Annotated in this window: 18 protein-coding genes; 12 read left to right on the top strand and 6 right to left on the bottom strand. The window is 59.9% G+C overall.

All coding sequences use genetic code 11. The features are described 5' to 3' along the window. The first annotated feature begins 67 nt into the window (after window positions 1-67). Entirely contained in the window at window positions 68-1,987 is a 1,920-nt protein-coding gene (locus AC07OG_RS10505) for an ATP-binding cassette domain-containing protein (RefSeq protein ID WP_495066978.1), read from the top strand. Window positions 1,988-2,178: 191 nt separating this feature from the next. Here AC07OG_RS10505 and AC07OG_RS10500 read toward each other — a convergent pair whose 3' ends face one another. Continuing rightward, the gene (locus AC07OG_RS10500; protein ID WP_060540155.1) at window positions 2,179-2,619 is read right to left on the bottom strand and encodes a universal stress protein; all 441 of its coding nucleotides are present in this window, start codon (window positions 2,617-2,619) and stop codon (window positions 2,179-2,181) included. 105 nt (window positions 2,620-2,724) lie between these two features. Here AC07OG_RS10500 and AC07OG_RS10495 point away from each other — a divergent pair, with 105 nt between their 5' ends. From AC07OG_RS10495 to AC07OG_RS10465, 7 genes are all read left to right on the top strand, one after another. After that, window positions 2,725-3,162, top strand: a complete 438-nt coding sequence (locus AC07OG_RS10495) for a hypothetical protein (protein WP_060540154.1) — start codon at window positions 2,725-2,727, stop codon at window positions 3,160-3,162. A gap of 616 nt (window positions 3,163-3,778) precedes the next feature. Beyond that, window positions 3,779-5,926 (top strand): fatty acid oxidation complex subunit alpha FadB, encoded by a 2,148-nt coding sequence (fadB, locus tag AC07OG_RS10490; RefSeq protein WP_060540153.1) that lies wholly within the window; start codon window positions 3,779-3,781, stop codon window positions 5,924-5,926. Window positions 5,927-5,955: 29 nt separating this feature from the next. After that, window positions 5,956-7,131, top strand: a complete 1,176-nt coding sequence (gene fadA, locus AC07OG_RS10485; protein ID WP_060540152.1) for an acetyl-CoA C-acyltransferase FadA — start codon at window positions 5,956-5,958, stop codon at window positions 7,129-7,131. Between the two features lie 99 nt (window positions 7,132-7,230). After that, window positions 7,231-7,467 (top strand): DUF1653 domain-containing protein, encoded by a 237-nt coding sequence (locus AC07OG_RS10480; protein ID WP_495066977.1) that lies wholly within the window; start codon window positions 7,231-7,233, stop codon window positions 7,465-7,467. Between the two features lie 114 nt (window positions 7,468-7,581). Further along, window positions 7,582-10,209, top strand: coding sequence for a type I DNA topoisomerase (gene topA, locus AC07OG_RS10475; RefSeq protein WP_060540150.1), 2,628 nt, complete (start codon window positions 7,582-7,584; stop codon window positions 10,207-10,209). A gap of 277 nt (window positions 10,210-10,486) precedes the next feature. Continuing rightward, window positions 10,487-11,011, top strand: coding sequence for a DUF6586 family protein (locus AC07OG_RS10470; RefSeq protein WP_218424487.1), 525 nt, complete (start codon window positions 10,487-10,489; stop codon window positions 11,009-11,011). Window positions 11,012-11,105: 94 nt separating this feature from the next. Then, window positions 11,106-11,339: a hypothetical protein gene (locus tag AC07OG_RS10465; RefSeq protein WP_060540174.1), complete on the top strand. Its 234-nt coding sequence runs from the start codon at window positions 11,106-11,108 to the stop codon at window positions 11,337-11,339. A gap of 94 nt (window positions 11,340-11,433) precedes the next feature. Here AC07OG_RS10465 and sulA read toward each other — a convergent pair whose 3' ends face one another. Both sulA and lexA read right to left on the bottom strand, forming a co-directional pair. After that, window positions 11,434-11,910 (bottom strand): SOS-induced cell division inhibitor SulA, encoded by a 477-nt coding sequence (gene sulA, locus AC07OG_RS10460; RefSeq protein WP_060540148.1) that lies wholly within the window; start codon window positions 11,908-11,910, stop codon window positions 11,434-11,436. 10 nt (window positions 11,911-11,920) lie between these two features. Next, the gene (lexA, locus tag AC07OG_RS10455) at window positions 11,921-12,529 is read right to left on the bottom strand and encodes a transcriptional repressor LexA (protein WP_007974043.1); all 609 of its coding nucleotides are present in this window, start codon (window positions 12,527-12,529) and stop codon (window positions 11,921-11,923) included. A 228-nt stretch (window positions 12,530-12,757) separates the two neighbouring features. Here lexA and AC07OG_RS10450 point away from each other — a divergent pair, with 228 nt between their 5' ends. The 3 genes from AC07OG_RS10450 to AC07OG_RS10440 all read left to right on the top strand — a co-directional run bounded on the left by AC07OG_RS10450 (window position 12,758) and on the right by AC07OG_RS10440 (window position 15,384). Then, window positions 12,758-13,465, top strand: a complete 708-nt coding sequence (locus AC07OG_RS10450; RefSeq protein WP_060540147.1) for a TetR/AcrR family transcriptional regulator — start codon at window positions 12,758-12,760, stop codon at window positions 13,463-13,465. A gap of 170 nt (window positions 13,466-13,635) precedes the next feature. Continuing rightward, a complete protein-coding gene (gene nagZ / locus AC07OG_RS10445) occupies window positions 13,636-14,634 on the top strand; it encodes a beta-N-acetylhexosaminidase (protein ID WP_177336947.1) in 999 nt (332 codons plus the stop codon). A 12-nt stretch (window positions 14,635-14,646) separates the two neighbouring features. Then, the gene (locus AC07OG_RS10440) at window positions 14,647-15,384 is read left to right on the top strand and encodes an S-methyl-5'-thioinosine phosphorylase (protein ID WP_495066976.1); all 738 of its coding nucleotides are present in this window, start codon (window positions 14,647-14,649) and stop codon (window positions 15,382-15,384) included. A 140-nt stretch (window positions 15,385-15,524) separates the two neighbouring features. Here the strand turns inward: AC07OG_RS10440 and AC07OG_RS10435 are convergent, their stop codons facing one another. The 3 genes from AC07OG_RS10435 to mfd are packed head-to-tail and all read right to left on the bottom strand — an operon-like array spanning window position 15,525 to window position 22,256. Continuing rightward, window positions 15,525-18,218: an SNF2-related protein gene (locus AC07OG_RS10435; protein ID WP_495066975.1), complete on the bottom strand. Its 2,694-nt coding sequence runs from the start codon at window positions 18,216-18,218 to the stop codon at window positions 15,525-15,527. Window positions 18,219-18,229: 11 nt separating this feature from the next. Beyond that, window positions 18,230-18,796: a CsiV family protein gene (locus AC07OG_RS10430; protein ID WP_495066974.1), complete on the bottom strand. Its 567-nt coding sequence runs from the start codon at window positions 18,794-18,796 to the stop codon at window positions 18,230-18,232. Window positions 18,797-18,806: 10 nt separating this feature from the next. Then, window positions 18,807-22,256, bottom strand: coding sequence for a transcription-repair coupling factor (mfd, locus tag AC07OG_RS10425; protein WP_060540142.1), 3,450 nt, complete (start codon window positions 22,254-22,256; stop codon window positions 18,807-18,809). Window positions 22,257-22,619: 363 nt separating this feature from the next. Here mfd and AC07OG_RS10420 point away from each other — a divergent pair, with 363 nt between their 5' ends. Next, entirely contained in the window at window positions 22,620-24,083 is a 1,464-nt protein-coding gene (locus tag AC07OG_RS10420) for a glyceraldehyde-3-phosphate dehydrogenase (RefSeq protein ID WP_060540141.1), read from the top strand. Window positions 24,084-24,214 lie beyond the last annotated feature (131 nt).

Here is a 24,214-nt window from a genome sequence, read left to right as displayed (position 1 = left end):
AATGAAATTGCCGGCCTTCTGACGCCCCAAGTCAGGTAGAATGCGCGCCCGGTTTTTGGAGAAGCTCATGACCCTGCTCAAATTCAGCGATGTGTCCCTTGCTTTCGGCGCTATGCCGTTGTTGGACAAGGTGTCCTGGCAGATCGCCCGTGGTGAGCGGGTGTGCATCATCGGCCGCAACGGCACTGGCAAGTCCAGCATGATGAAGCTCGTCAAGGGCGACCAGAAGCCCGATGACGGCTCTGTCTGGCGTGCACCCGGGCTCAAGATCGGCGAATTGCCGCAAGAATTGCCGGTGGCCGACGAGCGGACAGTGTTCGACGTGGTTGCCGAAGGCCTGGACGGCGTCGGTGCCTTGCTTGCCGAATATCACCACCTGAGCCAGAACTGCGTCACCGATGCCGACCTGGACAAGCTGATGCACGTTCAGCACGACCTCGAAGCCCGTGATGGCTGGCGCTTGCAGACCCTGGTCGACAGCACCCTGAGCCGCCTGCAGTTGCCTGCGGACAAGACCCTCGCCGAATTGTCCGGCGGCTGGCGTCGTCGCGTGCTGCTGGCCCAGGCCCTGGTGTCCGAGCCGGACCTGCTGTTGCTCGATGAGCCGACCAACCACCTGGACATCGGTGCAATCGCCTGGCTTGAAGAAGCACTGAAGGATTTCCAGGGCGCCGTGCTGTTCATCACGCACGACCGTTCTTTCCTGCAGAACCTGGCGACCCGCATCCTCGAACTGGATCGCGGCGGCCTGATCGACTGGAATGGCGATTACGCCAGTTTCCTCGTGCACAAAGAAGCCGAACTGGCGGCGGAAGCCACCGCCAATGCCCTGTTCGACAAGCGCCTGGCCCAGGAAGAAGTGTGGATTCGCCAGGGCATCAAGGCCCGTCGCACCCGTAACGAGGGCCGCGTGCGTGCCCTCAAAGCCTTGCGCGTGGAGCGCAGCGAGCGTCGTGAGCGTACCGGCAAGGCCAATATCCAGCTGGAAACCGCCGACAAGTCCGGCAAGCAGGTGATGGTCCTCGAGAATGTGAGCTTCGCTCACCCGGGTGGCCCGTTCCTGATCAAGGATTTCTCGATGGTGCTGCAGCGCGGTGACCGTATCGGCCTGCTCGGCGCCAACGGTACCGGCAAGACCACGCTGCTCAAGCTGATGCTCAGCGGCCTGCAGCCAACCAGCGGCAAGGTGGAAGAGGGCACGAAGATCGATGTGGCCTACTTCGACCAGTTGCGCCACCAGCTGGATCTGGAAAAGACCGTGATCGACAACGTCGCCGAAGGTCGCGACTTCATCGATATCGACGGCCAGAGCCGCCATGTGCTGAGCTACCTCGGCGACTTCCTGTTCAGCCCGCAGCGTGCGCGCACGCCGGTCAAGGCGCTGTCTGGTGGTGAACGCGCTCGTCTGCTGCTGGCCAAGCTGTTCAGCAAGCCGGCGAACCTGCTGGTGCTCGACGAACCGACCAACGACCTCGACGTTGAAACCCTGGAGCTGCTCGAAGAAGTCCTGCTGACCTTCAACGGCACCGTGCTGATGGTCAGCCACGACCGGGCATTCCTCGACAACGTGGTTACCAGCACCCTGGTCTTCGAAGGTGAAGGCAAGGTTCGCGAATATGTCGGTGGCTATCAGGACTGGCTGCGTCAGGGCGGTTCACCACGCCTGCTGGGTGTGACCGAAAGCAAGTCCGGCAAGGCCGACCTCAATTCGGCAGTGGTCAAGGCCGAGCCTGCGCCAGTCGCGGCGGCAGTCGAGACACCCGTGGCGAAGAAGAAGCTCAGCTACAAGTTGCAGCGTGAACTGGAAGCGCTGCCGGGGCAGATCGAAGCCATGGAACAGCAGATTGCCGCCGTTGAGGCGCAGATGGCCGATGCCGGTTTCTACCTGCGTCCGGCTGCCGAGACGGCTGCGGTGATCGCTCAGCTGGAACAGTTGCAGGCTGAACTGGACGTGATGGTCGAGCGCTGGGCCGAGCTGGATGCCTGATTGATCCGGCAATAAAAAAGCCCGGCGTTCAGTGATGAATGCCGGGCTTTTCATATGCAATGCGATCTGCGGATTATCGCAGATTCCATGTGGGAGCGGGCTTGCTCGCGAAGGCGGTTTAACATTCAACGAATGTGTCGACTGTCACACCGCTTTCGCGAGCAAGCCCGCCCCCACAATGATTTGTATTGTCAGCTTTTGTTTTGCAGGCGTACAGCGAGCACATCGCAAGGGGCGCCATGCAACACGTCGTTGGCGGTGGAGCCCAGCAGCAGTGCCAGGCCATGCCGGCCATGGCTGCCCACCACGATCAGGTCACAGGTCTGTTCCTTGGCCAGATGGTGAATCTCCTGGCGTGGCTGGCCGTAGGTCAGGTGGCTGTATTCCCGGGTAAGCTCCGGATACTTCACGATCAGCCGGTCAAGGCGCTCTTTGGCCTGATCGAACTGCTGTTGTTGCAGTTGTGACAGGTCCATTGGCACATCACCGCCAAAGGCCATGGCCATCGGCTCGACAATGTGCACCAGCGACAGCTTCGCACCGCTACTTACCGACAGTTCGCGAGCGCGGTGGATTACAGGATCGCACTCTTCGGTTAGATCTACAGCGACCAGAATGTGGTTGTAGGGCATGAGATGCTCCTCCTGAGGGATTGCAATATTGGTAAGTATGGCTGGTTTCAAGCGCATTGGTTCCAAAGTGACCCAATGTGCCCATCAAGAATCGGGAGTACAGATATGACGGTCTGGATAGTGCTGTCAATCCTGCTGGTGGTGCTGAGTCCACTGGCATGGTTGCGCCCGTCCCGTGCCCAGAGTGGCCGGATAGCCCTGCGCATGGAGGCCCGACGCATCGGCCTGGCCATGCAATTGGCGCCTCAGGAGTGGCCGCACTGGCTCAGCCAGGAGCCGCCAAGCCCGTGTGCGCAGTACCATCGCCCGCGCCGGGGCAGTCAGCCTGCGTGCTGGAGTTACTGGCAGAAATCGCCAGGTGTCTGGGTCAATCAGTGGCAGGAAATCTGCGAAGATCCGGCGTTACTCAATCATTTCGAAAAATTGCCAGGCAATGTCTACAAGGTCGAGGCGGACAGGCAGATGATCGCTTTGTACTGGGGCGAGAAGGGTGAAGCCGAGGTATTGCAACAGATCGACGCCACCTTGAAGGCGCTCGCCTGAACTCCCTCCTGCTCACGCTGGCGTAGGCGCGAGCATGCTCGCGAAAAACCAGAGAACGCCTCGGAGCGTCAGGTTTGCCGCGTCATCGTTGACCACCATCACCAGCATGCTGGCTCCTGCAGGAGTCGGGCAAAAAAAAGCCCGACAGTATCATCGGGCCGGTTTGGCCAGGCAGGCCGGTAAATCGGTTCGGGCTGAATTTGCATCAGGCATTGCCAAAAAGCATTCATGTTTATCCCGCTTTTCGCCAGCGTAGCTCGTTAAACGCGGCCTGCAGGGAATTAGGGCGACTTTTCTAACAATTGATCCTATGAATGCGTTCACATGCTTCGGCGTGTTTAAGGCCTCGTAGTACGGAAATGACCGTAAAGTCGCGCTCCATCCCCTGTTTCAGGCGATTGACAATTGTCGGAAATTCCGTGAAGGTGACGTACCCAAATCAAACGGGCGTATGAATTGAGCGTTTGTTTTACAGAGCGCTCCTACAGAATCCCGAATATCGCGTTGGCGGGTGTGTCGGGGGAATGGGCGTGGCATCGACGGAAACCGTCCCTGCCGAACCATTCGCCTGCGTCCGACGTGTACTGTTCAGCTTCCATATCGTGGAGATCAGTTGATGATTTACGAAGGTAAAGCCATCACGGTTAAGGCTCTTGAAAGTGGCATCGTCGAACTGAAGTTCGACCTCAAGGGTGAGTCCGTCAACAAGTTCAACCGTCTAACCCTGAACGAACTGCGTCAGGCCGTGGACGCCATCAAGGCAGATAATTCGATCAAGGGTGTGATCGTCAGCAGCGGCAAGGACGTGTTCATCGTCGGTGCCGACATCACTGAATTTGTCGACAACTTCAAGCTGCCGGATGCAGAGCTGGTTGCTGGCAACCTCGAAGCCAACAAGATTTTCAGCGATTTCGAAGACCTCAACGTGCCGACCGTAGCGGCCATCAACGGCATCGCGTTGGGTGGCGGCCTGGAAATGTGCCTGGCGGCGGACTACCGCGTCATGTCCACCAAGGCCAAGATCGGTCTGCCGGAAGTCAAGCTGGGCATCTACCCGGGCTTCGGCGGTACCGTGCGTCTGCCGCGCCTGATCGGTGCCGACAACGCCATCGAGTGGATTGCCGCTGGCAAGGAAAACCGTCCTGAAGACGCGCTGAAAGTCGGTGCCGTCGATGCAGTGGTTGCTCCTGAGAAATTGCAAGATGCTGCCCTGGAACTGATCAAGCGCGCCATTTCCGGTGAGTTTGACTTCAAGGCCAAGCGTCAGCCCAAGCTTGAGAAACTCAAGCTGAACGCTATCGAACAAATGATGGCCTTCGAAACCGCCAAAGGTTTCGTGGCCGGTCAGGCTGGCCCGAACTACCCGGCGCCGGTTGAAGCGATCAAGACCATCCAGAAAGCTGCGAACTTCGGTCGTGACAAGGCGCTGGAAGTCGAAGCTGCCGGTTTCGTCAAACTGGCCAAGACCTCTGCTGCACAAAGCCTGGTCGGCCTGTTCCTGAACGACCAGGAGCTGAAGAAAAAGGCCAAGGCCTACGACGAAATCGCCAAGGACGTGAAGCAGGCCGCCGTACTGGGCGCCGGCATCATGGGTGGCGGCATCGCCTACCAGTCGGCTTCCAAAGGCACGCCGATCCTGATGAAGGACATCAACGAGCACGGTATCGAGCAGGGGCTGGCCGAAGCCGCCAAACTGCTGGTTGGCCGCGTTGAAAAAGGCCGCATGACCGCTGCAAAAATGGCCGAAGTACTCAATGGCATTCGTCCTACCTTGTCCTACGGTGATTTCGGTCACGTCGACCTGGTGGTTGAAGCTGTCGTCGAGAACCCAAAGGTCAAGCAAGCCGTTCTGGCCGAAGTCGAAGACCAGGTCAAAGAGGACACCATCCTCGCCTCGAACACCTCGACCATTTCCATCACCTTGCTGGCCAAAAACCTCAAGCGTCCGGAAAACTTCGTCGGCATGCACTTCTTCAACCCGGTGCACATGATGCCGCTGGTTGAGGTCATCCGTGGCGAGAAGTCCAGCGAGCTGGCGATTGCCACCACCGTTGCCTACGCCAAGAAAATGGGCAAGAACCCGATCGTCGTCAACGACTGCCCGGGCTTCCTGGTCAACCGCGTCCTGTTCCCGTACTTCGGCGGTTTCGCCAAGCTGGTCAGCGCCGGTGTGGACTTCGTGCGTATCGACAAGGTCATGGAAAAATTCGGCTGGCCGATGGGCCCGGCCTACCTGATGGACGTGGTCGGCATCGACACCGGCCACCACGGCCGTGACGTAATGGCTGAAGGTTTCCCTGATCGCATGAAAGATGACCGTCGTACGGCCATCGACGTGCTCTACGAAGCCAAGCGTTTGGGCCAGAAGAACGGCAAGGGCTTCTACGCCTACGAGACCGACAAGAAAGGCAAGCAGAAGAAAGTCGCCGACCCGGCGGTACTGGAAGTGCTCAAGCCAATCGTCTACGAGCAGCGCGAAGTCACTGACGAAGACATCATCAACTGGATGATGATCCCGCTGTGCCTGGAAACCGTGCGTTGCCTTGAAGACGGCATTGTCGAAACCGCTGCCGAAGCCGACATGGGTCTGGTCTACGGTATTGGTTTCCCTCCATTCCGTGGCGGTGCGCTGCGCTACATCGATTCGATCGGTGTTGCCCAGTTCGTTGCCCTGGCTGACCAGTACGCTGATTTGGGCGCGCTGTACCACCCGACCGCGAAGCTGCGTGAAATGGCCAAGAACGGCCAGAGCTTCTTCGGTTAAGTGCCCCCAACCAGAGTGAGAGTGAACTTATGAGCTTGAATCCTAGAGACGTCGTGATTGTCGACTTCGGTCGTACTCCGATGGGCCGCTCCAAGGGCGGCATGCACCGCAACACCCGCGCCGAAGACATGTCGGCGCACCTGATCAGCAAATTGCTGGAACGCAACGTCAAGGTCGACCCGAACGAAGTCGAAGACGTGATCTGGGGCTGCGTGAACCAGACCCTGGAGCAGGGCTGGAACATCGCCCGCATGGCGTCCCTGATGACCCAGATCCCGCACACCTCGGCCGGCCAGACCGTCAGCCGCCTGTGTGGTTCGTCCATGAGTGCCCTGCACACTGCCGCGCAAGCGATCATGACCGGCAACGGTGACGTGTTCGTTGTCGGCGGCGTCGAGCACATGGGCCACGTGAGCATGATGCACGGTGTCGATCCGAACCCGCACATGTCGCTGCACGCGGCGAAAGCCTCGGGCATGATGGGCCTGACCGCGGAAATGCTCGGCAAGATGCACGGCATCACCCGCGAGCAACAGGACGCTTTCGGTTTGCGCTCCCACCAACTCGCCCACAAGGCGACCGTGGAAGGCAAATTCAAAGACGAAATCATCCCGATGCAGGGTTACGACGAGAACGGTTTCCTGAAAACCTTCGACTACGACGAAACCATTCGTCCGGAGACCACTCTGGAAAGCCTGGCAGCGTTGAAGCCAGCGTTCAATCCAAAGGGCGGCACCGTGACAGCCGGTACTTCGTCGCAGATCACTGATGGTGCCTCGTGCATGATCGTGATGTCGGCGCAGCGTGCACAGGACCTGGGCATCCAGCCTATGGCGGTGATTCGCTCGATGGCAGTGGCAGGTGTGGACCCGGCGATCATGGGCTATGGTCCAGTACCGGCCACACAAAAAGCATTGAAGCGTGCGGGTCTTGGTATTTCCGATATCGACTTCTTCGAGCTCAACGAAGCTTTCGCCGCACAGGCCCTGCCAGTGCTGAAAGATCTGAAAGTACTCGACAAGATGAACGAGAAGGTTAACCTGCACGGCGGCGCGATTGCCCTGGGTCACCCGTTCGGTTGCTCCGGTGCGCGTATCTCGGGCACTTTGCTCAACGTGATGAAGCAAAATGGCGGCACCTTTGGGGTAGCCACCATGTGCATTGGTCTCGGCCAAGGCATCTCCACCGTCTTCGAACGCGTTTAAGCGTCTCGTTGATGGAAGCCGGGGCCAAGTGCCCCGGTTTTTGTTTTTCCGGATTTATTTTTGTTTTTATTTTGAAAAAATTTGAGTGAGGGCCAAAGCATGCTGATACAACCTGGGCTCTACCAACATTACAAAGGTCCGCAGTACCGCGTATTCAGTGTCGCGCGGCATTCGGAAAGCGAAGAAGAAGTGGTCTTCTACCAAGCCCTGTATGGCGATTACGGCTTTTGGGTACGTCCCTTGAGCATGTTCCTGGAGTCCGTCGAGGTTGACGGCGAACAGGTGCCGCGCTTTGCTCTGGTGCAGGCCGAAGAAAGCCTTTTTAACAGGCCATAAGCCGAGGGCGCGCAAAACCCTGCGCTTGACCTCACCTTGTTGCCACTATATATAGCGGTGCCGCGTCAGGCGCCAATCGCCTTTCACTTCTCGAATTCAGGAATTTTCTGATCCATGGGCAAATCGCTGGTCATTGTGGAATCCCCGGCTAAGGCCAAGACCATCAACAAGTATCTGGGTAACCAATACGTGGTGAAGTCGAGCATCGGCCATATCCGAGACCTGCCCACCAGCGGTTCGGCTAGCGCCAGCAAAGAGCCAGCTGCCAAGCGTGGCAAGGCCGCCGCAGGTGAAGGTCCGGTGCTCTCGCCGAAAGAAAAGGCGCGCAAGCAGCTGGTCGCGCGCATGGGTGTCGATCCGGATCATGGCTGGAAAGCCAAGTACGAGATCCTCCCGGGCAAAGAGAAAGTCATCGAAGAGCTGCGCCGGCTCGCCAAGGATGCTGACACCATCTATCTCGCAACCGACTTGGATCGCGAGGGGGAAGCCATTGCCTGGCACCTGCGCGAAGCCATCGGTGGTGACGACAGCCGCTACAAGCGCGTGGTGTTCAACGAAATCACCAAGAAGGCGATTCAGGAAGCCTTCTCCCAGCCGGGCGAACTGGACATCGATCGTGTCAACGCTCAGCAGGCGCGTCGCTTCCTCGATCGCGTAGTGGGTTACATGGTTTCGCCGCTGCTGTGGGCCAAGATCGCTCGCGGCCTGTCCGCCGGTCGCGTGCAGTCGGTAGCGGTAAAGCTGGTTGTTGAGCGTGAGCGCGAAATCCGTGCCTTCAACCCTGAAGAGTATTGGGAAATCCACGCTGACCTCGGCACCGCCAAGGGCGCGAACGTGCGTTTCGACGTGGCTCGCGAGAAAGGCGAAGCCTTCAAGCCGCTCAATGAAGCCCAGGCCATGGCCGCGCTGGAAAAGCTCAAGGCTTCCAGCTACAGCATCGTCAAGCGCGAAGACAAGCCGACCAGCAGCAAGCCGTCGGCGCCATTCATCACCTCCACCCTGCAACAGGCCGCGAGCAACCGCCTGGGCTTCGGCGTGAAGAAGACCATGATGATGGCCCAGCGTCTGTATGAAGCCGGCTACATCACTTACATGCGTACCGACTCCACCAACCTCTCGGCTGACGCCGTGGCGATGGCGCGTACCTATATTGAAGGCGAGTTCGGCAAGAAGTACCTGCCGGAAACGCCGAACGTCTACAGCAGCAAGGAAGGCGCACAGGAGGCTCACGAAGCGATTCGTCCTTCCGACGCCAATACCGAGCCAAGCAAGCTGTCGGGCATGGAGCGTGACGCTGAGCGGCTCTACGAGCTGATCTGGCGCCAGTTCCTCGCTTGCCAGATGCTGCCGGCGCAATACCTGTCGACTACCGTCACCGTCGGTGCCGGCGACTTCGAGCTGCGCGCCAAGGGCCGCATCCTCAAGTTCGACGGTTACACCCGTGTCATGCCGCAAATTGCCAAGCCAGGCGACGACGATGTATTGCCGGACATGGCCCAGGGCGATGCGATGAAGCTGATCAAGCTTGATCCGACCCAGCATTTCACCAAGCCGCCGGCGCGTTATTCGGAAGCCAGCCTGGTCAAGGAAATGGAAAAGCGCGGTATTGGTCGTCCTTCGACCTATGCGGCGATCATTTCGACCATCCAGGACCGTGGCTACGTGGCGCTGCATAACCGCCGCTTCTACTCGGAAAAGATGGGAGACATCGTTACCGAGCGCCTGTCCGAAAGCTTCTCCAACCTGATGGACTACGGCTTCACCGCCGGCATGGAAGAGCACCTCGATGACGTGGCCCAGGGCGAACGCGACTGGAAAAACGTGCTGGACGAGTTCTACGGCGACTTCAAAAAGAAACTGGAAGTTGCCGAAAGCCCGGACAACGGCATGCGTGCCAACCAGCCGGTAATGACCGACATTCCGTGCACCACCTGCGGTCGTCCGATGCAGATTCGTACTGCTTCGACCGGCGTGTTCCTCGGTTGCTCGGGCTACAGCCTGCCGCCGAAAGAGCGCTGCAAGGCCACCGTTAACCTGGTGCCGGGCGATGAAATCGCCGCGGACGACGAGGGTGAGTCGGAGTCGCTGGTGTTGCGTGGCAAGCATCGCTGCCCGATCTGCAGCACGGCGATGGACGCCTACCTGCTGGATGAGAAGCGCAAGCTGCACATCTGCGGTAACAACCCCGATTGCAATGGCTACGAAATCGAGGAAGGCACCTACCGCATCAAAGGCTATGAAGGCCCGAGCCTGGAATGCGACAAGTGTGGCAGCGAGATGCAGCTCAAGACCGGCCGTTTCGGCAAGTTCTTCGGTTGCACCAATGCGACCTGCAAGAACACCCGCAAACTGCTGAAAAGTGGTGATGCGGCGCCGCCGAAGATGGACCCGGTGAAGATGCCCGAGCTGAAATGCGAAAAGGTCAACGACACCTACATCCTGCGCGATGGTGCATCCGGACTGTTCCTGGCGGCCAGCCAGTTCCCGAAAAACCGTGAGACCCGTGCTCCTCTGGTGCTGGAAATCATCCCGCACAAGGATGAGATCGATCCCAAGTATCACTTCCTCTGCGAAGCGCCGAAGAAGGACCCGGATGGCCTGCCAGCGGTAATCCGCTATAGCCGCAAGACCAAGGAACAGTACGTGCAGACCGAAGTCGACGGTAAGCCGACTGGCTGGAAAGCGTTCTATGACGGTGGCAAGTGGAAGGTTGAAGACAAGCGTCCGGCCGCCAAGGCTTAACGGCCTGCGGTAGCAAAAAGGCCGCATGAGCACCTTAGGGTGTTCATGCGGCCTTTTTGTTGGTTGTCTGCTGTCTCTTTCTGTAGGAGCGAGCATGCTCGCGAAAAAACGCAAGGGCGACGCATTTATCCAGAAAGCTCGCGTTATCGTTGACGTCCATCGTCGGAACGCCGCCCGGAGCAGGCTCGCTTGTATGGTAGGGCTTGCAGTCGCATCGGCCGATCCACGACACTGTCTGACCTGCTAGAAGCCCTTATTCGTTGTGGAGGCTGCCGTCATGGCCCACGAACTCTATACCCGTACCAATCAGAAGATTTATTTCGCCGGCCTGTCGCTTGAGGCGCTCGCGCGGGCGGAGGAGGGGCGGGCAATGAACTCCCTGGCGCTGATCCAGGCCGGACGCGAGTCGGCATTGTTTCACCTGTATGGCGCCTTACTGGGGCTGTGCCATGAAATCGCCGGCTTCTATCGTCTGCCACAAGCCAATGCGCCCCGTGCAGAGCTGTTGCTGACTCGAGAAGTGCTGGAAACCATCGCCATTCCGGAAATGGCCGAGATGGTCGAGCTGGCCCACAATCCGCAAACCTGGCTGGCCAAGCTGTTGGCGGCCCATGCTGCGCTGTTCCAGCCGCCAAGAGCGCCGCGCAAGCCAAAAGGCGATGTGACGCAACCGTTGATCCTGGCGGTAAACCTGGACGAAGAGGAGGCAGTCGAGGAGCTTGGTCGGGAAGAGCTGGAGAGCTGGCGTCAAAACCTGAAAGGGTTGGCGATCAGGTTTCGCGAAGGCCTGAACGAGTGCTGAAAGAAGCGTCCAGGCAATGACAGCTGGTCAAGATACCAAGCGAAGCCTGAACGATGCCTATATAATGCCCGCCTTTCGTGGAGAACAGTCCTTTATGCCAACGTCCTTTCTAGAAATTGTCGAGTTACCAGACGGCCGAATCGAGCTGCGCAGGGCCGAGGACGAAGGTTCTCTGGTTACTTTGGATTTCTCCGAGGATGCCAAGGTGTTTCTGCAAGGCCAGCACGTAGAGGTCGCCAAGGCGATGCTGAGCGTCGGCGTGCAGATGGCGGGTCGCCTTGTCGAGGGCGAATTCGAAAAGGAAGAGGGATCGCGGGTTCTGCACTGATCCCCGTCCGTCGCATTATCCTGTATCGCCACATATCGGCTTCTCCGTCCCTTGGAGAAGCCTTACGCGGATCAAAACGCGTCTTGCCTGCCGTTTAACCCAGTCGAATATTCAGGCTCTGAGCGTCCCCGGTGCGTGCGGCGCTGATCAGTTGTTGCCGAGATTGGGCATTCAACGGGTTGAGCCAACTGACCACCGTATGGCTGCGGCCCAGGCGCAGGGCTTCACAGGTCAGTTGCTGGGCACTTTGGCTGCCCCGTGGTTGCAGCAGCAGAATGCGTTCGCGGTTGAGGCCGGCATCGCGTAGCCAGGCCTGGGTCAGGCTGGCGGGCGGGGCTATCAGTGTCAGCCAGCGCGCATCCTGGTCCTGGCTCAATTCCCGAAGAATCGGCGCCAGAAGGTTCAGGCAGTTTCCGGCTGCACCGCGCAGTGACAGCTCACTGAAAACTTCAGGCTCGGCGCTCCAGGGCGCTTCGACCACGTCTTTCAGGATCGGCGCCAATGGCTGGGCCATGAACGCTTCGAACAGCGATAGTTGGGCTTGCTGTGGCGATGTCTGTGGAAACTGCATGATGCCTCCTTTAGCGGCGTATCACGCCGACACTCAAGCCTTCGATCACCAGTTCCTGGTCCTGAAGGTTCACTTCGATCGGGGCGAACTCGGGATTCTCGGCGATCAGCCAGACTTTGCTGCCGTCACGCTTGAAGCGCTTGACGGTGACTTCGTCGCCGATCCGGGCAACCACGATCTGGCCGTTACGGGCCTCGCGGGTGGTATGTACCGCCAGCAGGTCGCCGTCGAAAATGCCGACATCCTTCATGCTCATGCCGTGGACGCGAAGCAGGTAGTCCGCGCGTGGATGGAAGAAGGCAGGATTGATGTTGCACGACTCTTCGATGTGTTGCTGCGCAAGAATCGGGGCGCCTGCTGCAACCCGGCCAATGATCGGCAGGGTGGAGTCGTCCGCCTTGGCTTCGAAGCCGGGGATGCGAATGCCGCGGGACGCGCCGGGGGTCATCTCGATTGCACCCTTGCGGGCCAGTGCCTTGAGGTGTTCTTCCGCGGCATTGGGTGACTTGAACCCCAGTTCCTGAGCGATTTCCGCGCGAGTGGGCGGATAGCCGTTGTCTTCCAGGCAGCGTTTGATGAAGGCCAGAATTTCGGCTTGGCGTGGCGTCAGCTTTAGCATATTGATCGCTCTGTTTTTTTATACAGTGACTGGGATTATATACAGTGGCGCGATCTTGGCAATGCTCGTTTTTTCACAGGGCGCCGGACGGTGTGTCAACGTACGGATGGAAGCTTTACTGATCTATGGTTAAATGTAGGGACGCACGCGGCGAAACGCGTGGCCATGCTTGACAAGGCGGGGTTTGAAACGTATGTTTCAAACAAGTGTTTGTCAGGCGGAGTAGCCATGGCCCAGTCGGAAACCGTTGAACGCATTCTCGATGCTGCCGAGCAGTTGTTCGCGGAAAAAGGTTTCGCCGAAACCTCATTGCGCCTGATCACCAGCAAGGCCGGGGTCAACCTGGCAGCGGTGAACTATCACTTCGGCTCCAAGAAGGCCCTGATCCAGGCCGTCTTCTCGCGTTTCCTCGGACCGTTTTGCATCAGCCTCGATAAAGAGCTGGAGCGGCGCCAGGCCAAGCCCGAAATCAAGCCGACACTCGAAGAACTGCTGGAGATCCTCGTCGAGCAGGCCCTGGTGGTGCAGCCACGCAGCGGTAACGATCTATCTATTTTCATGCGCCTTCTGGGCCTGGCCTTCAGTCAGAGCCAGGGGCATTTGCGGCGTTACCTGGAAGATATGTACGGCAAGGTATTTCGCCGCTACATGATGCTGGTCAATGAAGCGGCGCCGCGGATCCCGCCGATCGAACTGTTCTGGCGTGTGCACTTCATGCTGGGTGCGGCGGCGTTCAGCATGTCCGGGATCAAGGCCTTGCGGGCGATTGCCGAGACCGACTTTGGTGTGAACACTTCGATAGAGCAGGTCATGCGCCTGATGGTGCCGTTCCTGGCCGCCGGCATGCGCGCCGAAACCGGGGTGACTGATACGGCCATGGCTACTGCGCAGTTGCGTCCGCGCAGCAAGTCCTCGACGGTTGCCGCCAAGGTTTGACCGCGCACGGGTGGGCGCGGCAGCTGACATCCGTTAAGCTAGCCGCCCATGCCGACTCTCGTTTTGAATCCTTCCCCCATTGATATCGCCGACCTGCCGGGCATTGCCCATGGCGGCGAATTCGCGCGGGCCGGGTTCCTCGTAACCAAGGAATTGCTATGACTGCTGGCCTGCAAGGCTCGTTGATGGTGGACGTCGCCGGTACCTGGCTGACGGCCGAAGATCGCCAATTGTTGCGCCAGCCCGAGGTGGGCGGCCTGATTATTTTCGCGCGCAACATCGAGCATCCACGCCAGGTGCGTGAATTGAGTGCGGCAATCCGTGCCATTCGTCCCGATCTGCTGCTGGCGGTGGACCAGGAGGGTGGCCGGGTGCAGCGTCTGCGCCAGGGCTTTGTGCGGTTGCCGGCCATGCGTGCGATTGCCGATAACCCGAATGCCGAATACCTGGCCGAGCAATGTGGCTGGATCATGGCCACCGAAGTGCTGGCCGTTGGCCTGGACCTGAGTTTCGCTCCGGTGCTGGACCTCGACTACCAGCGCAGCGCCGTGGTCGGCACCCGGTCGTTCGAGGGTGACCCTGAGCGCGCGGCATTGTTGGCGGGTGCATTCATTCGCGGCATGAACAGCGCCGGCATGGCGGCCACCGGCAAGCACTTCCCCGGTCACGGTTGGGCCGAGGCGGATTCCCACGTCGCGATCCCGAACGACGAGCGCAGCCTGGAAGAGATTCGTGCCAACGACCTGGTGCCGTTCGCCCGGTTGAGCAAGCAGTTGGCCGCGGTCATGCCGGCCCATGTGATCTATCCGCAAGTCGACTCCCAGCCTGCCGGTTTCTCCCGGCGCTGGCTGCAGGACATCCTGCGCGGTGAGCTGCAATTTGACGGGGTGATTTTCAGCGACGACCTGTCCATGGCCGGTGCGCACGTGGTCGGTGATGCTGCCAGTCGCATCGAGGCGGCACTGACCGCTGGTTGCGACATGGGCCTGGTGTGCAATGATCGCGCGGCGGCGGAGCTCGCCCTGAGCGCGGCCCAGCGTCTGAAGGTCAAACCATCCGGGCGCATTGCGCGGATGCGCGGCCGTTCGTTCGCCAGCACCGAATACCGTCAGGACCCGCGCTGGCTGGCAGCCGTCGGTGCGCTCAAAGAAGCTCAATTGATAGATTAAGGACTGTTCGTTATGACGGTTTACGCGATTATTGGTGGCACCGGCCTGACTCAGCTCGAAGGCCTGAGCATTCGTCAGTCATTGGCGGTGGATACGCCTTACGGTGTGCCTTCTGCTGAAGTGCAGATCGGCGAATATGCCGGCAGGGAAGTGCTGTTCCTCGCCCGTCACGGCCATCCCCATCGTTTGCCGCCACATCAGGTGAATTATCGCGCCAACCTCTGGGCGCTGAAGCAGGCCGGGGCCGACGCGGTTCTTGCGGTCAATGCCGTGGGCGGTATTCATGCCGCCATGGGCACCGGGCATTTCTGCGTGCCGCATCAGTTGATCGACTACACCAGCGGTCGCCAGCACACGTACTTCGCCGATGATCTGGAGCAGGTTACCCACATCGATTTCAGCTACCCCTACAGCGAACCGCTGCGTCAGCAATTGATCGCGGCGCTGGCTGCAGAAGGCGTTGGCTACAGCAGCCACGGCGTGTATGCCTGCACCCAGGGGCCAAGGCTGGAAACCGTCGCTGAAATCACCCGGCTAGAGCGTGATGGCTGCGACATCGTTGGCATGACCGGCATGCCGGAAGCGGCGCTGGCCCGTGAGCTGGAGCTGGATTACGCCTGTCTGGCACTGGTGGTGAACCCGGCGGCGGGCAAGTCGACGGCGGTAATCACCATGGCCGAGATCGAGCAGGCGTTGCATGATGGGATGGGCAAGGTGAAGTCGACATTGGCGCGGGTTCTCAGGGGCTGAGCCAGGCACAACACCGAGTTGACCCCTTCGCGAGCAAGCCCGCTCCCACAGGTTCAGTGTCGTTCAAAATATTAGTGTTCGACGCGGTCACTGTGGGAGCGGGCTTGCTCGCGAATTCGACCTAACAGGCGCCGTGTATTTCAGCGCTTCTCGAGCTTGTCCGGCAACGGCGCAAACAGCGCTTCGATGTCATCGCTCTGCAGTTTCCAATCCCCGGTCTTGCGCCCATCGAGCACGCCGGCCGCCAGGTCGGATTTTTCTTTCTGCAGGTGCTGAATCTTCTCCTCCACTGTGCCTCGGGCAATCAACTTGTATACGAACACCGGCTTCTCCTGGCCGATCCGGTACGCGCGGTCGGTCGCCTGGTTCTCTGTCGCCGGGTTCCACCAGGGGTCGTAATGAATCACCGTGTCCGCTTCGGTCAGGTTCAGGCCAACACCACCGGCCTTCAGGCTGATCAGAAAGATCTGACGCTTGCCGCTCTGGAACTCCTTCACCGGCGCACGTCGGTCGCGGGTCTGGCCGGTCAGCAGCGCGTAGGCGACCCCGCGTTTCTTCAATTCGTCTTCGATCAGCGACAACATTGAGGTGAACTGCGAAAACAGCAGGATGCGCCGTCCTTCCTCGAACAGCTCTTCGAGCATTTCCATCAGGCTGTCGAGTTTGCCCGACGTGCTGCCACGGCTGGGCAGAGGCGCGTCATTGACCAGGCGCAAATCGCAGCACACCTGGCGTAGCTTGAGCAGCGCTTCGAGAATGATGATCTGACTGCGCGCGACACCTTTGCGGGTGATCTCGTCGCGGACTTTCTTGTCCATGGCCAGGCGCATGGTTTCATACACGTCGCGCTGGGCTTCGTTGAGCTCGACCCAGTGAACGATCTCGGTTTTCGGCGGCAGTTCAGTGGCCACCTGTTCCTTGGTGCGGCGCAGCAGGAATGGTTTGATCCGGCCGTTGAGGTGTTGCAGGCGTACTTCGCTGGCGCGTTTCTCAATTGGAACGCGGTAGTCGCGGTTGAAGCTTTTGACGTCGCCCAGCCAGCCGGGCAACAGGAAGTGGAACAGCGACCACAGTTCGCCCAGGTGGTTTTCCAGCGGTGTGCCGCTCAGGCACAGGCGCTGCCGCGCATTCAATTGGCGGGCTGCCTGCGCCGCCTTGCTGTTGGGGTTCTTGATGTACTGCGCCTCATCCAGCACCAGTACGTGCAACGGCTGCGCGGCCAGGCGTTCGACATCCTTGGGCAGCAGTGCATAGGTGGTGAGGATCAGGTCGTACTCGGCCAGCTTGTCAAAATGCTTCTTGCGGCTGGCGCCGTACAGCGCCAGCACTTTGAGCTGTGGTGTGAAATGCGCTGCTTCGTCGAGCCAGTTGGGAATCAGGCTGGTGGGCATCACCACCATGCACGGCCGGTCCAGGCGCCCGGCGATTTTTTCGCTAAGAATATGCGCCAGGGTTTGCAGGGTTTTGCCCAGGCCCATGTCATCCGCGAGAATCCCGCCCACCTCAAGCTGACGCAGCGACTGCATCCAGCTCAAGCCTTCGAGCTGGTAGGGGCGAAGGGTCGCATTCAAACCTTGCGGGGCGGCGGCGGTGTAGTCCTTGATGTCGCGCAGGCGCTGGGCAAAGGTGCGAATCTGTTCGCCGCCTTCCCACAGTAATGGCATGTCCTCGAGGGGATTGAGGCGGATGGCATCGGCCTTGCTCAGGCGCAGGGCGGTCTCGCTGGGTTCCTGCAGATAAAACTCGCCGAGGGTCGCCAGTACCGGCTTCAAGCGGCCAAAGGGCAGGGCGACTTGCAGCGGCCCGTGCTCGGAATTCGGGCGATTGGGGATGTTCACCAGAATCAGTTCGTCATCGCGGCGTCGGGCCAGGCGTTCCGGGTTGAGGATTTCGGTGTGCGAACGCATCAGGTTGAGCAGGATCGGCAGCAGGCTCAGGCGCTCGCCGTTGACGATGATCCCCAGTTCCAGGTCGAACCAGTCGCGTTCCGGAGCCTGGTCGACGGTGGCGTACCAGTCGTCCACGGCGGTCAGGTCGAAGCCGAAGTCGTCGTCGATCAGCAGTTCCCAGCCGTGGTCGCGCAGCTTCGGCAGTTCATTGAGGGTGAAGGTCAGCCAGGCGCTGTCGTTGACCATCTCGAACAATTCGCCGGCGCTTTCAGGAAGCGCTTTGCTTTGCCGGGTGGCGATCCTGAAACCGAGGATTCGCAATTGCTCCCGGTAGGACTGTTCGACATCAGGATGACGTTTGATCCGCAGCGTCTGTGTCTCCTGGCGAATCAGGATGTCAGTGTTTTTCTGGCCTGAAACGTACTCGTCCAGGTAACTGAAGGACAGCGCCGCGCGATGCTGTATATAGCGCTGCATCCTGCCATTGCGTGGCTCGAAGGCGCTGAATTCGATGCTTGCCAGCCATAGGCGCGGCACTGGTTGCACGTTGTCCACCAGCACTTGCGGCGGCGCTTTCGGGCCGCGGTTCTCCAGTACGGCCTGAAGCTTTTCCAACAGGTTGGCATCTTTGGCGGCGGCCGGGAAATCGAGGGTTTCCTGTACTTGCAGCAGAACCGCCGCGCAATGTTTGCAGTTACTGTGCACGGGGCAGCTGCAGGTGGCGTCGACCATCAGCAAGGTGCCCTTGGCCGATTCGCGCAGGCGAATGGTCTGGCGGTAAACGTTACTGCCAGAGCCTTCGCAGGCAGCGATGATAGTGGCGTCGCCCGCCTCAACAATCCTTACGCGGTTCTCCAGTGCGTAGCGGCGGCCACGCTCCAGGCTCTGTTCCTTGAATCGGCTGACCCAGGAAGGTGCCAGGGGTTTGCTCAGGGTTGCGGACATAAGGACTTCAATCAGTCCGGAATTTCATCGGGGGCTGGCCGGGGTGCAGGCGCGGTCAGCGAGGTGATCTTGATCAGCAGGCCCAGGTGGCCGTTATCGAGGAAGTTCAGCTGGCCGTTCTTGGTGTGGCTTTCCTGTTTCAGGCGCTCGCTGGCAGTCACCATGCCATTGGTGTCGATCTGATTGACCCAGAAGTCTGCATCGACGTCGGTGAAGCGTCCCAGTTTCAGGCTCAGCGTGCCCTCGATCGGGAATTGACCGTATTGTTCCTGACCGTCGCTGATCGCGACTTTGCTGGCGTTTTCACCGAGGTTCTGTTGCCAGGCCTTGTGCAGCAGCACCGTGTATTCGTTGCTGGCGGTGAGTTTTTCCACCTCGCCGTTGAGGCTCGGTGTGCGCAGGCTGTCAGCGCCGATCGGCTTGGCACCGGCGGCCCAGTCCTCTGGCGCGGCGCGGCTGACAATGGCCGGCACGGCGTTTTGCCGTACCAGAATCATTTCGACCTGATACAGGTCATCGGCAAATGCCGTTGGGGTGACCAAGGTCATCAACAGGGTCAGTGAACGAAACAGGCGCATGTGGCGTCCTTCAAGCAGTTTTCGGAACGAGGCGCTCGAACAGCGCCTCTACAGTATTAAAGCGCTCTTCCGGGCGCTCCATTGGAACCATGAACTTAAATACCGTGGCCCCTTCGAATTTGTAGCGTTTTGGCTGGCTCTGGATCAGTTTGATCAGGGTCAGCGGGTCGACCGGGGTTTGCGCCGCGAATTCGACGCGACCGCCTTGCGGACCGCCATCGACCTTCTTGATGCCCAATAGCTCGGCCTGCAATTTCAACGCAGTGATGCGCATCAGGTTCTTGGTCGGCTCCGGCAGCAGGCCGAAGCGGTCGATCATTTCCACCTGCAGATCCTTGAGCCCTTCCTCGTCGGTGGCCGAGGCAATGCGCTTGTAGAGAATCAGACGGGCGTGAACATCCGGCAGGTAGTCCTCGGGAATCAGCGCCGGAACACGCAGGTTGACCTCCGGGCCGCCCCCCAACGGTTGATCGAGGTTCGGTTGTTCGCCCTTGCGGATCGACTTCACCGCGCGCTCGAGCATCTCCATGTACAGGGTAAAGCCGACTGCCTGAATCTGCCCGCTCTGGCCATCGCCGAGCAGCTCGCCGGCGCCGCGGATTTCCAGGTCGTTGGTGGCGAGCACGAAGCCAGCACCGAGGTCCTGGGTGTTGGCGATCGCTTCCAGACGCTTTTCCGCATCCGGGGTGATTTGCTGGCGCGGCGGCGTCAGCAGATAGGCATAGGCCTGGTGGTGGCTGCGTCCGACCCGGCCGCGCAGCTGGTGCAATTGTGCCAGGCCGAACTTGTCGGCGCGCTCGATGATGATGGTGTTGGCGCTCGGCACGTCGATGCCGGTCTCGATGATGGTCGAGGCGATCAGCACGTTGAAACGCTTGTGGTAGAAGTCGCTCATCACCTGTTCGAGTTCGCGTTCGCGCATCTGCCCGTGACCGATGCCGATCCGTGCCTCCGGCACCAGTTCGGCGAGGTCGGCGGCGCATTTCTCGATGGTCTTCACGTCGTTGTGCAGGTAGTAGACCTGGCCGCCGCGCAGCAGCTCGCGCAGCAGGGCTTCCTTGACCGTGCTTTTGTTCTGCTCCATGACGAAGGTGCGTACCGACAGGCGCCGGGCCGGCGGTGTGGCGATGATCGACAGGTCGCGCATGCCCGACACCGCCATGTTCAGCGTGCGCGGAATCGGCGTGGCAGTCAGGGTGAGGATGTCGACTTCGCTGCGCAGGGCCTTGAGCTGTTCTTTCTGGCGGACACCGAAGCGGTGCTCTTCGTCGATGATCACCAGCCCCAGGTTTTTGATTTTTACATCGTCGGACAGCAACTTGTGCGTGCCAATGACGATGTCGATCTTGCCTTCGGCGAGGTCGGCGACCGCGGCGTTGACTTCCTTGGCCGACTTGAAGCGACTCATCACTTCCACGGTCACTGGCCAGTCGGCGAAGCGGTCGCGGAAGCTGTTGTAGTGTTGCTGGGCGAGCAGGGTGGTCGGCACCAGGATCGCCACTTGCCGGCCGCCATGCACGGCGATGAACGCCGCGCGCATGGCCACTTCGGTCTTGCCGAAGCCGACGTCACCGCACACCAGGCGGTCCATCGGTTTCGGTGCGAGCATGTCTTCGCGAACGGCTTCGATGGTGGTTTGCTGGTCCGGTGTTTCCTCGAACGGGAAGCCGGCGCTGAAGGTGGCGTAGTCGGCTTTCGGGTCGGCAAAGGCGTAACCTTCGCGGGCGGCGCGACGGGCATAGATATCGAGCAATTCGGCAGCCACGTCGCGCACCTGTTCGGCGGCTTTGCGTTTGGCTTTCTGCCAGGTTTCCGAGCCGAGACGGTGCAATGGAGCCAAGGCGTCGTCACTGCCGGTATACCGGGCGATCAGGTGCAGGTTGGCGACCGGCACGTAGAGCTTGGCGCCTTCGGCGTATTGCAGGGTCAGGAACTCAGCGGCCTGATCGTCGATTTCCAGCGTCGCCAATCCGAGGTAGCGGCCTACGCCGTGATCAATGTGTACCACCGGCGCGCCTTCGCGCAGCTCGGTAAGGTTCTTGATGACCGCATCGTTGTTGGCGTCGGCACGTTTTTCGCGACGCCGACGCTGCATCACCCGTTGGCCGAACAATGGGCTTTCGGCGACCAGGGCCAGGCCCGGATCGTCCAGTAGCAGGCCTTCATCGAGCGGTGCGATGGTGATCGCCAGGCGCTCTTTGCCGGCGACAAAGTCAGGCCAGCTATCGACGGTTTTCGGTCGCAGCTTCAAGCGTTCCAGCAGCTCCAGCAGCACTTCGCGCCGGCCCGCAGACTCGGCGGTGAACAGTACGCGCCCAGGGAATTGATCGAGGAAACCAGCCAGCGCCGCCATCGGCTGGGTGGCCTTGGCTTCGATGGCCAGGTCCGGCAGCGACCGGGCCGGGAAGCGCTCGCGGCCAACACCGGGTTCGACATCCTGCTGGCTGGCGACCACTCGCGGCCAGCTTTTCAGGCGGGCGAAGCAATCCTCTACCGGCAGGAACAGTTCGTCCGGTGGCAATAAAGGACGGGACGGGTCGACGCGACGCTCTTCGTAGCGATTGCGCACGTCGTTCCAGAAATTTTCCGCCGCCTGTTCGATGCCCGGCAAGGAGAACACCTGGGTGTCCTGGGGCAGGTAATCAAACAGCGTCGAGGTTTCGTCGAAGAACAGCGGCAGGTAGTACTCGATACCGGCCGGGGTGATTCCGCTGCTCAGGTCCTGAAATATCGGGCAGCGACGGAAATCGACATCGAAACGCTCGCGAAAGCGTGCCTTGAAGCGGGTGACCGCATCTTTTTGCAGCGGGAATTCCCGCGCCGGCAACAGCTTGACCGAATCGACCTTGTCGATGGAGCGCTGGTTCTCCGGGTCGAAGGTGCGCAGGGTTTCGATTTCGTCGTCGAACAGGTCGATCCGGTAGGGCAGCTTGCTGCCCATCGGGAACAGGTCGATCAGCGAGCCGCGAACGGTGAACTCCCCATGCTCGTACACCGTATCGACATAGCGATAGCCGGTGGCCTCGAGGCGGGTACGCATCTGTTCGACATCGAGCTTCTGGCCCACATCCAGTACCAGGCTGCTGCCGAGCAGGAATTTGGTCGGCGCCAGGCGGTGCAGGGCCGTGGTGATCGGCACCACCAGCACGCCGTGCGCAAGCTCCGGCAGCCGGTAAAGGCTGGCGATGCGCTGGGAGATGATGTCCTGGTGCGGCGAGAACAGATCGTAGGGCAGGGTTTCCCAGTCGGGGAAATGCAGTACCGGCAAATCCGGGGCGAAGAAACTCAGCTCCTGTTCCAGCCGTTCGGCACTTTGGCTGTCGGCGGTCAGCAGCAGGGTAAAGCGCTTGGCAGCGCTGGCGGCCTCGGCAATGGCCAGGCTCAGGGCGGCACCGGGCAGGTTGCCCCAGTGCTGTTTACCTGCCGCGGCAGGGAGAAGCGGTAGACGCAGAACGGGCACGGAAGGTTGAGCTCCAAGCGTTGCGACAAAGTCGGTAAGTGTAGCGGCCCGGAGTGCCGCCTGTCAGTTGCAGACTGTGTCTAATCCACAGGTTTGGCGAAATGTAGTGGTAAAGACAAATAAACCCGGTTTTTTAACAATAAAAACCGATTATGTAGTGATAAAACCAACGGGTGTTACGGAGGGTTACGGACAAGGTAGCAGCGCCTCCAAAAAATTGACTCTTCTGAAAGCCCCGGTTTTATTGGGCCTTAGCGCTGCGAAAATTTTTTGGACGGGAAAATGTTACGGATCGCACGACAGGCGCGCATTGCTACACGCGTCACTCGGCGGCATAATGTAGCCCCTTTTTTCTGCCCCTACATGTGGAAGGTTCCCGTGACTCAGAAGCCCGACCAGTGTCTTGGTGAATGGATCGACCGTGAAGCACTCGCAGAAGCGATGATTCCGCTTATCGGTCAGCTCTACCGCAATAACAACGTGGTGAGCTCGATCTATGGCCGCAGCCTGATCAACCGTTCAGTCATTGCGATTCTCAAAGCTCACCGCTTTGCTCGTCACCGTCAGTCCGACGACAGTGAGCTGTCCGTCCACGAAACATTCCCGCTGCTCAAGGCAATGAGCGAGCTCAAACTGGGCTCTGCTTCGGTAGACCTGGGCAAGCTGGCAGCCAAATTCAAGGCCGAAGCCAATGGCCGTACTGCCGAGCAGTTCGTCCGTGAAGAACTGGCTGACGTGGTTGGCCAGCAGAACGCTTGCGCCCGCAAAGGCACCGACGTTGTCCTGTACGGCTTCGGTCGTATCGGCCGTCTGCTGGCGCGCATCCTGATCGAGAAAACCGGTGGTGGCGACGGCCTGCGTCTGCGCGCCATCGTTGTCCGCAAGGGCGCCGAAAACGATCTGGTCAAGCGTGCAAGCCTGCTGCGTCGTGACTCCGTACACGGTCCGTTCGATGGCACCATCACCATTGATGAAGCCAACAACACCATCACTGCCAACGGCAACCTGATCCAGGTTATCTACGCCAAGAGCCCGGCCGAAGTCGACTACACCCAGTACGGCATCGAAAACGCTCTGATCGTCGACAACACCGGTGTATGGCGTGACGCCGACGGTCTGGGCCAGCACCTGAACTGCCCGGGCGCTGCCCGCGTGATCCTCACCGCACCTGGCAAGGGCGCGCTGAAGAACATCGTTCACGGCATCAACCATGGCGACATCAGCCCTGACGACAAGATCATCTCGGCGGCCTCCTGCACCACCAACGCCATTGTGCCGGTGCTGAAAGCTGTGAATGACAAGTTCGGCATCGTCAACGGCCACGTCGAAACCGTTCACTCGTTCACCAACGACCAGAACCTGATCGACAACTTCCACAAGGGCAGCCGTCGTGGCCGCGCCGCGCCGCTGAACATGGTAATCACCGAGACCGGTGCCGCCACCGCAGCCGCCAAGGCACTGCCAGTGCTCAAGGGCAAGCTGACCGGTAACGCGATCCGCGTTCCGACGCCAAACGTGTCGATGGCCATTCTCAACCTGAACCTTGAGAAAGCCACCACCCGCGAAGAGATCAACGAGTACCTGCGCCAGATGGCCATGCACTCGGATCTGCACAAGCAGATCGACTACGTCAACTCGCAGGAAGTGGTTTCCACCGACTTCGTTGGCTCGCGCCACGCAGGCGTGGTGGACGCAGAAGCGACCATCACCCAGGACAACCGCGTTGTTCTGTACGTGTGGTACGACAACGAGTTTGGCTACAGCTGCCAGGTCGTTCGCGTGATGGAAGACATGGCCGGTGTAAACCCGCCAGCGTTCCCGCGCTAAGCACTAGCGGTACCTGAAAACGCCCCGACTTTGGTCGGGGCGTTTTTGTTTGTGAGCCTTTTAGACTTTTCTTACCGAATAACTCTGTCTTGGAAACACTCTTGTAGGAAAAGGATTGTTTCTGATGGCGA

The organism is Pseudomonas sp. GW821-FHT09H03 (assembly GCF_059415945.1).
The sequence above is the reverse complement of the archived record's forward strand: the minus strand, read 5'-3'. Positions and strand labels throughout refer to the sequence as shown.

Excerpts from the sequence above, each read along its gene's own strand:
- lexA (WP_007974043.1), bottom strand. The coding sequence starts at position 12,529 with ATGCTAAAGCTGACGCCACGCCAAGCCGAAATTCTGGCCTTCATCAAA.
- AC07OG_RS10440 (WP_495066976.1), top strand. The coding sequence starts at position 14,647 with ATGACGGTTTACGCGATTATTGGTGGCACCGGCCTGACTCAGCTCGAA.
- AC07OG_RS10450 (WP_060540147.1), top strand. The coding sequence starts at position 12,758 with ATGGCCCAGTCGGAAACCGTTGAACGCATTCTCGATGCTGCCGAGCAG.
- AC07OG_RS10495 (WP_060540154.1), top strand. The coding sequence starts at position 2,725 with ATGACGGTCTGGATAGTGCTGTCAATCCTGCTGGTGGTGCTGAGTCCA.
- AC07OG_RS10420 (WP_060540141.1), top strand. The coding sequence starts at position 22,620 with ATGTGGAAGGTTCCCGTGACTCAGAAGCCCGACCAGTGTCTTGGTGAA.
- AC07OG_RS10435 (WP_495066975.1), bottom strand. The coding sequence starts at position 18,218 with ATGTCCGCAACCCTGAGCAAACCCCTGGCACCTTCCTGGGTCAGCCGA.
- fadA (WP_060540152.1), top strand. The coding sequence starts at position 5,956 with ATGAGCTTGAATCCTAGAGACGTCGTGATTGTCGACTTCGGTCGTACT.
- AC07OG_RS10470 (WP_218424487.1), top strand. The coding sequence starts at position 10,487 with ATGGCCCACGAACTCTATACCCGTACCAATCAGAAGATTTATTTCGCC.
- AC07OG_RS10505 (WP_495066978.1), top strand. The coding sequence starts at position 68 with ATGACCCTGCTCAAATTCAGCGATGTGTCCCTTGCTTTCGGCGCTATG.
- AC07OG_RS10465 (WP_060540174.1), top strand. The coding sequence starts at position 11,106 with ATGCCAACGTCCTTTCTAGAAATTGTCGAGTTACCAGACGGCCGAATC.
- AC07OG_RS10480 (WP_495066977.1), top strand. The coding sequence starts at position 7,231 with ATGCTGATACAACCTGGGCTCTACCAACATTACAAAGGTCCGCAGTAC.
- topA (WP_060540150.1), top strand. The coding sequence starts at position 7,582 with ATGGGCAAATCGCTGGTCATTGTGGAATCCCCGGCTAAGGCCAAGACC.
- AC07OG_RS10430 (WP_495066974.1), bottom strand. The coding sequence starts at position 18,796 with ATGCGCCTGTTTCGTTCACTGACCCTGTTGATGACCTTGGTCACCCCA.
- sulA (WP_060540148.1), bottom strand. The coding sequence starts at position 11,910 with ATGCAGTTTCCACAGACATCGCCACAGCAAGCCCAACTATCGCTGTTC.
- AC07OG_RS10500 (WP_060540155.1), bottom strand. The coding sequence starts at position 2,619 with ATGCCCTACAACCACATTCTGGTCGCTGTAGATCTAACCGAAGAGTGC.
- fadB (WP_060540153.1), top strand. The coding sequence starts at position 3,779 with ATGATTTACGAAGGTAAAGCCATCACGGTTAAGGCTCTTGAAAGTGGC.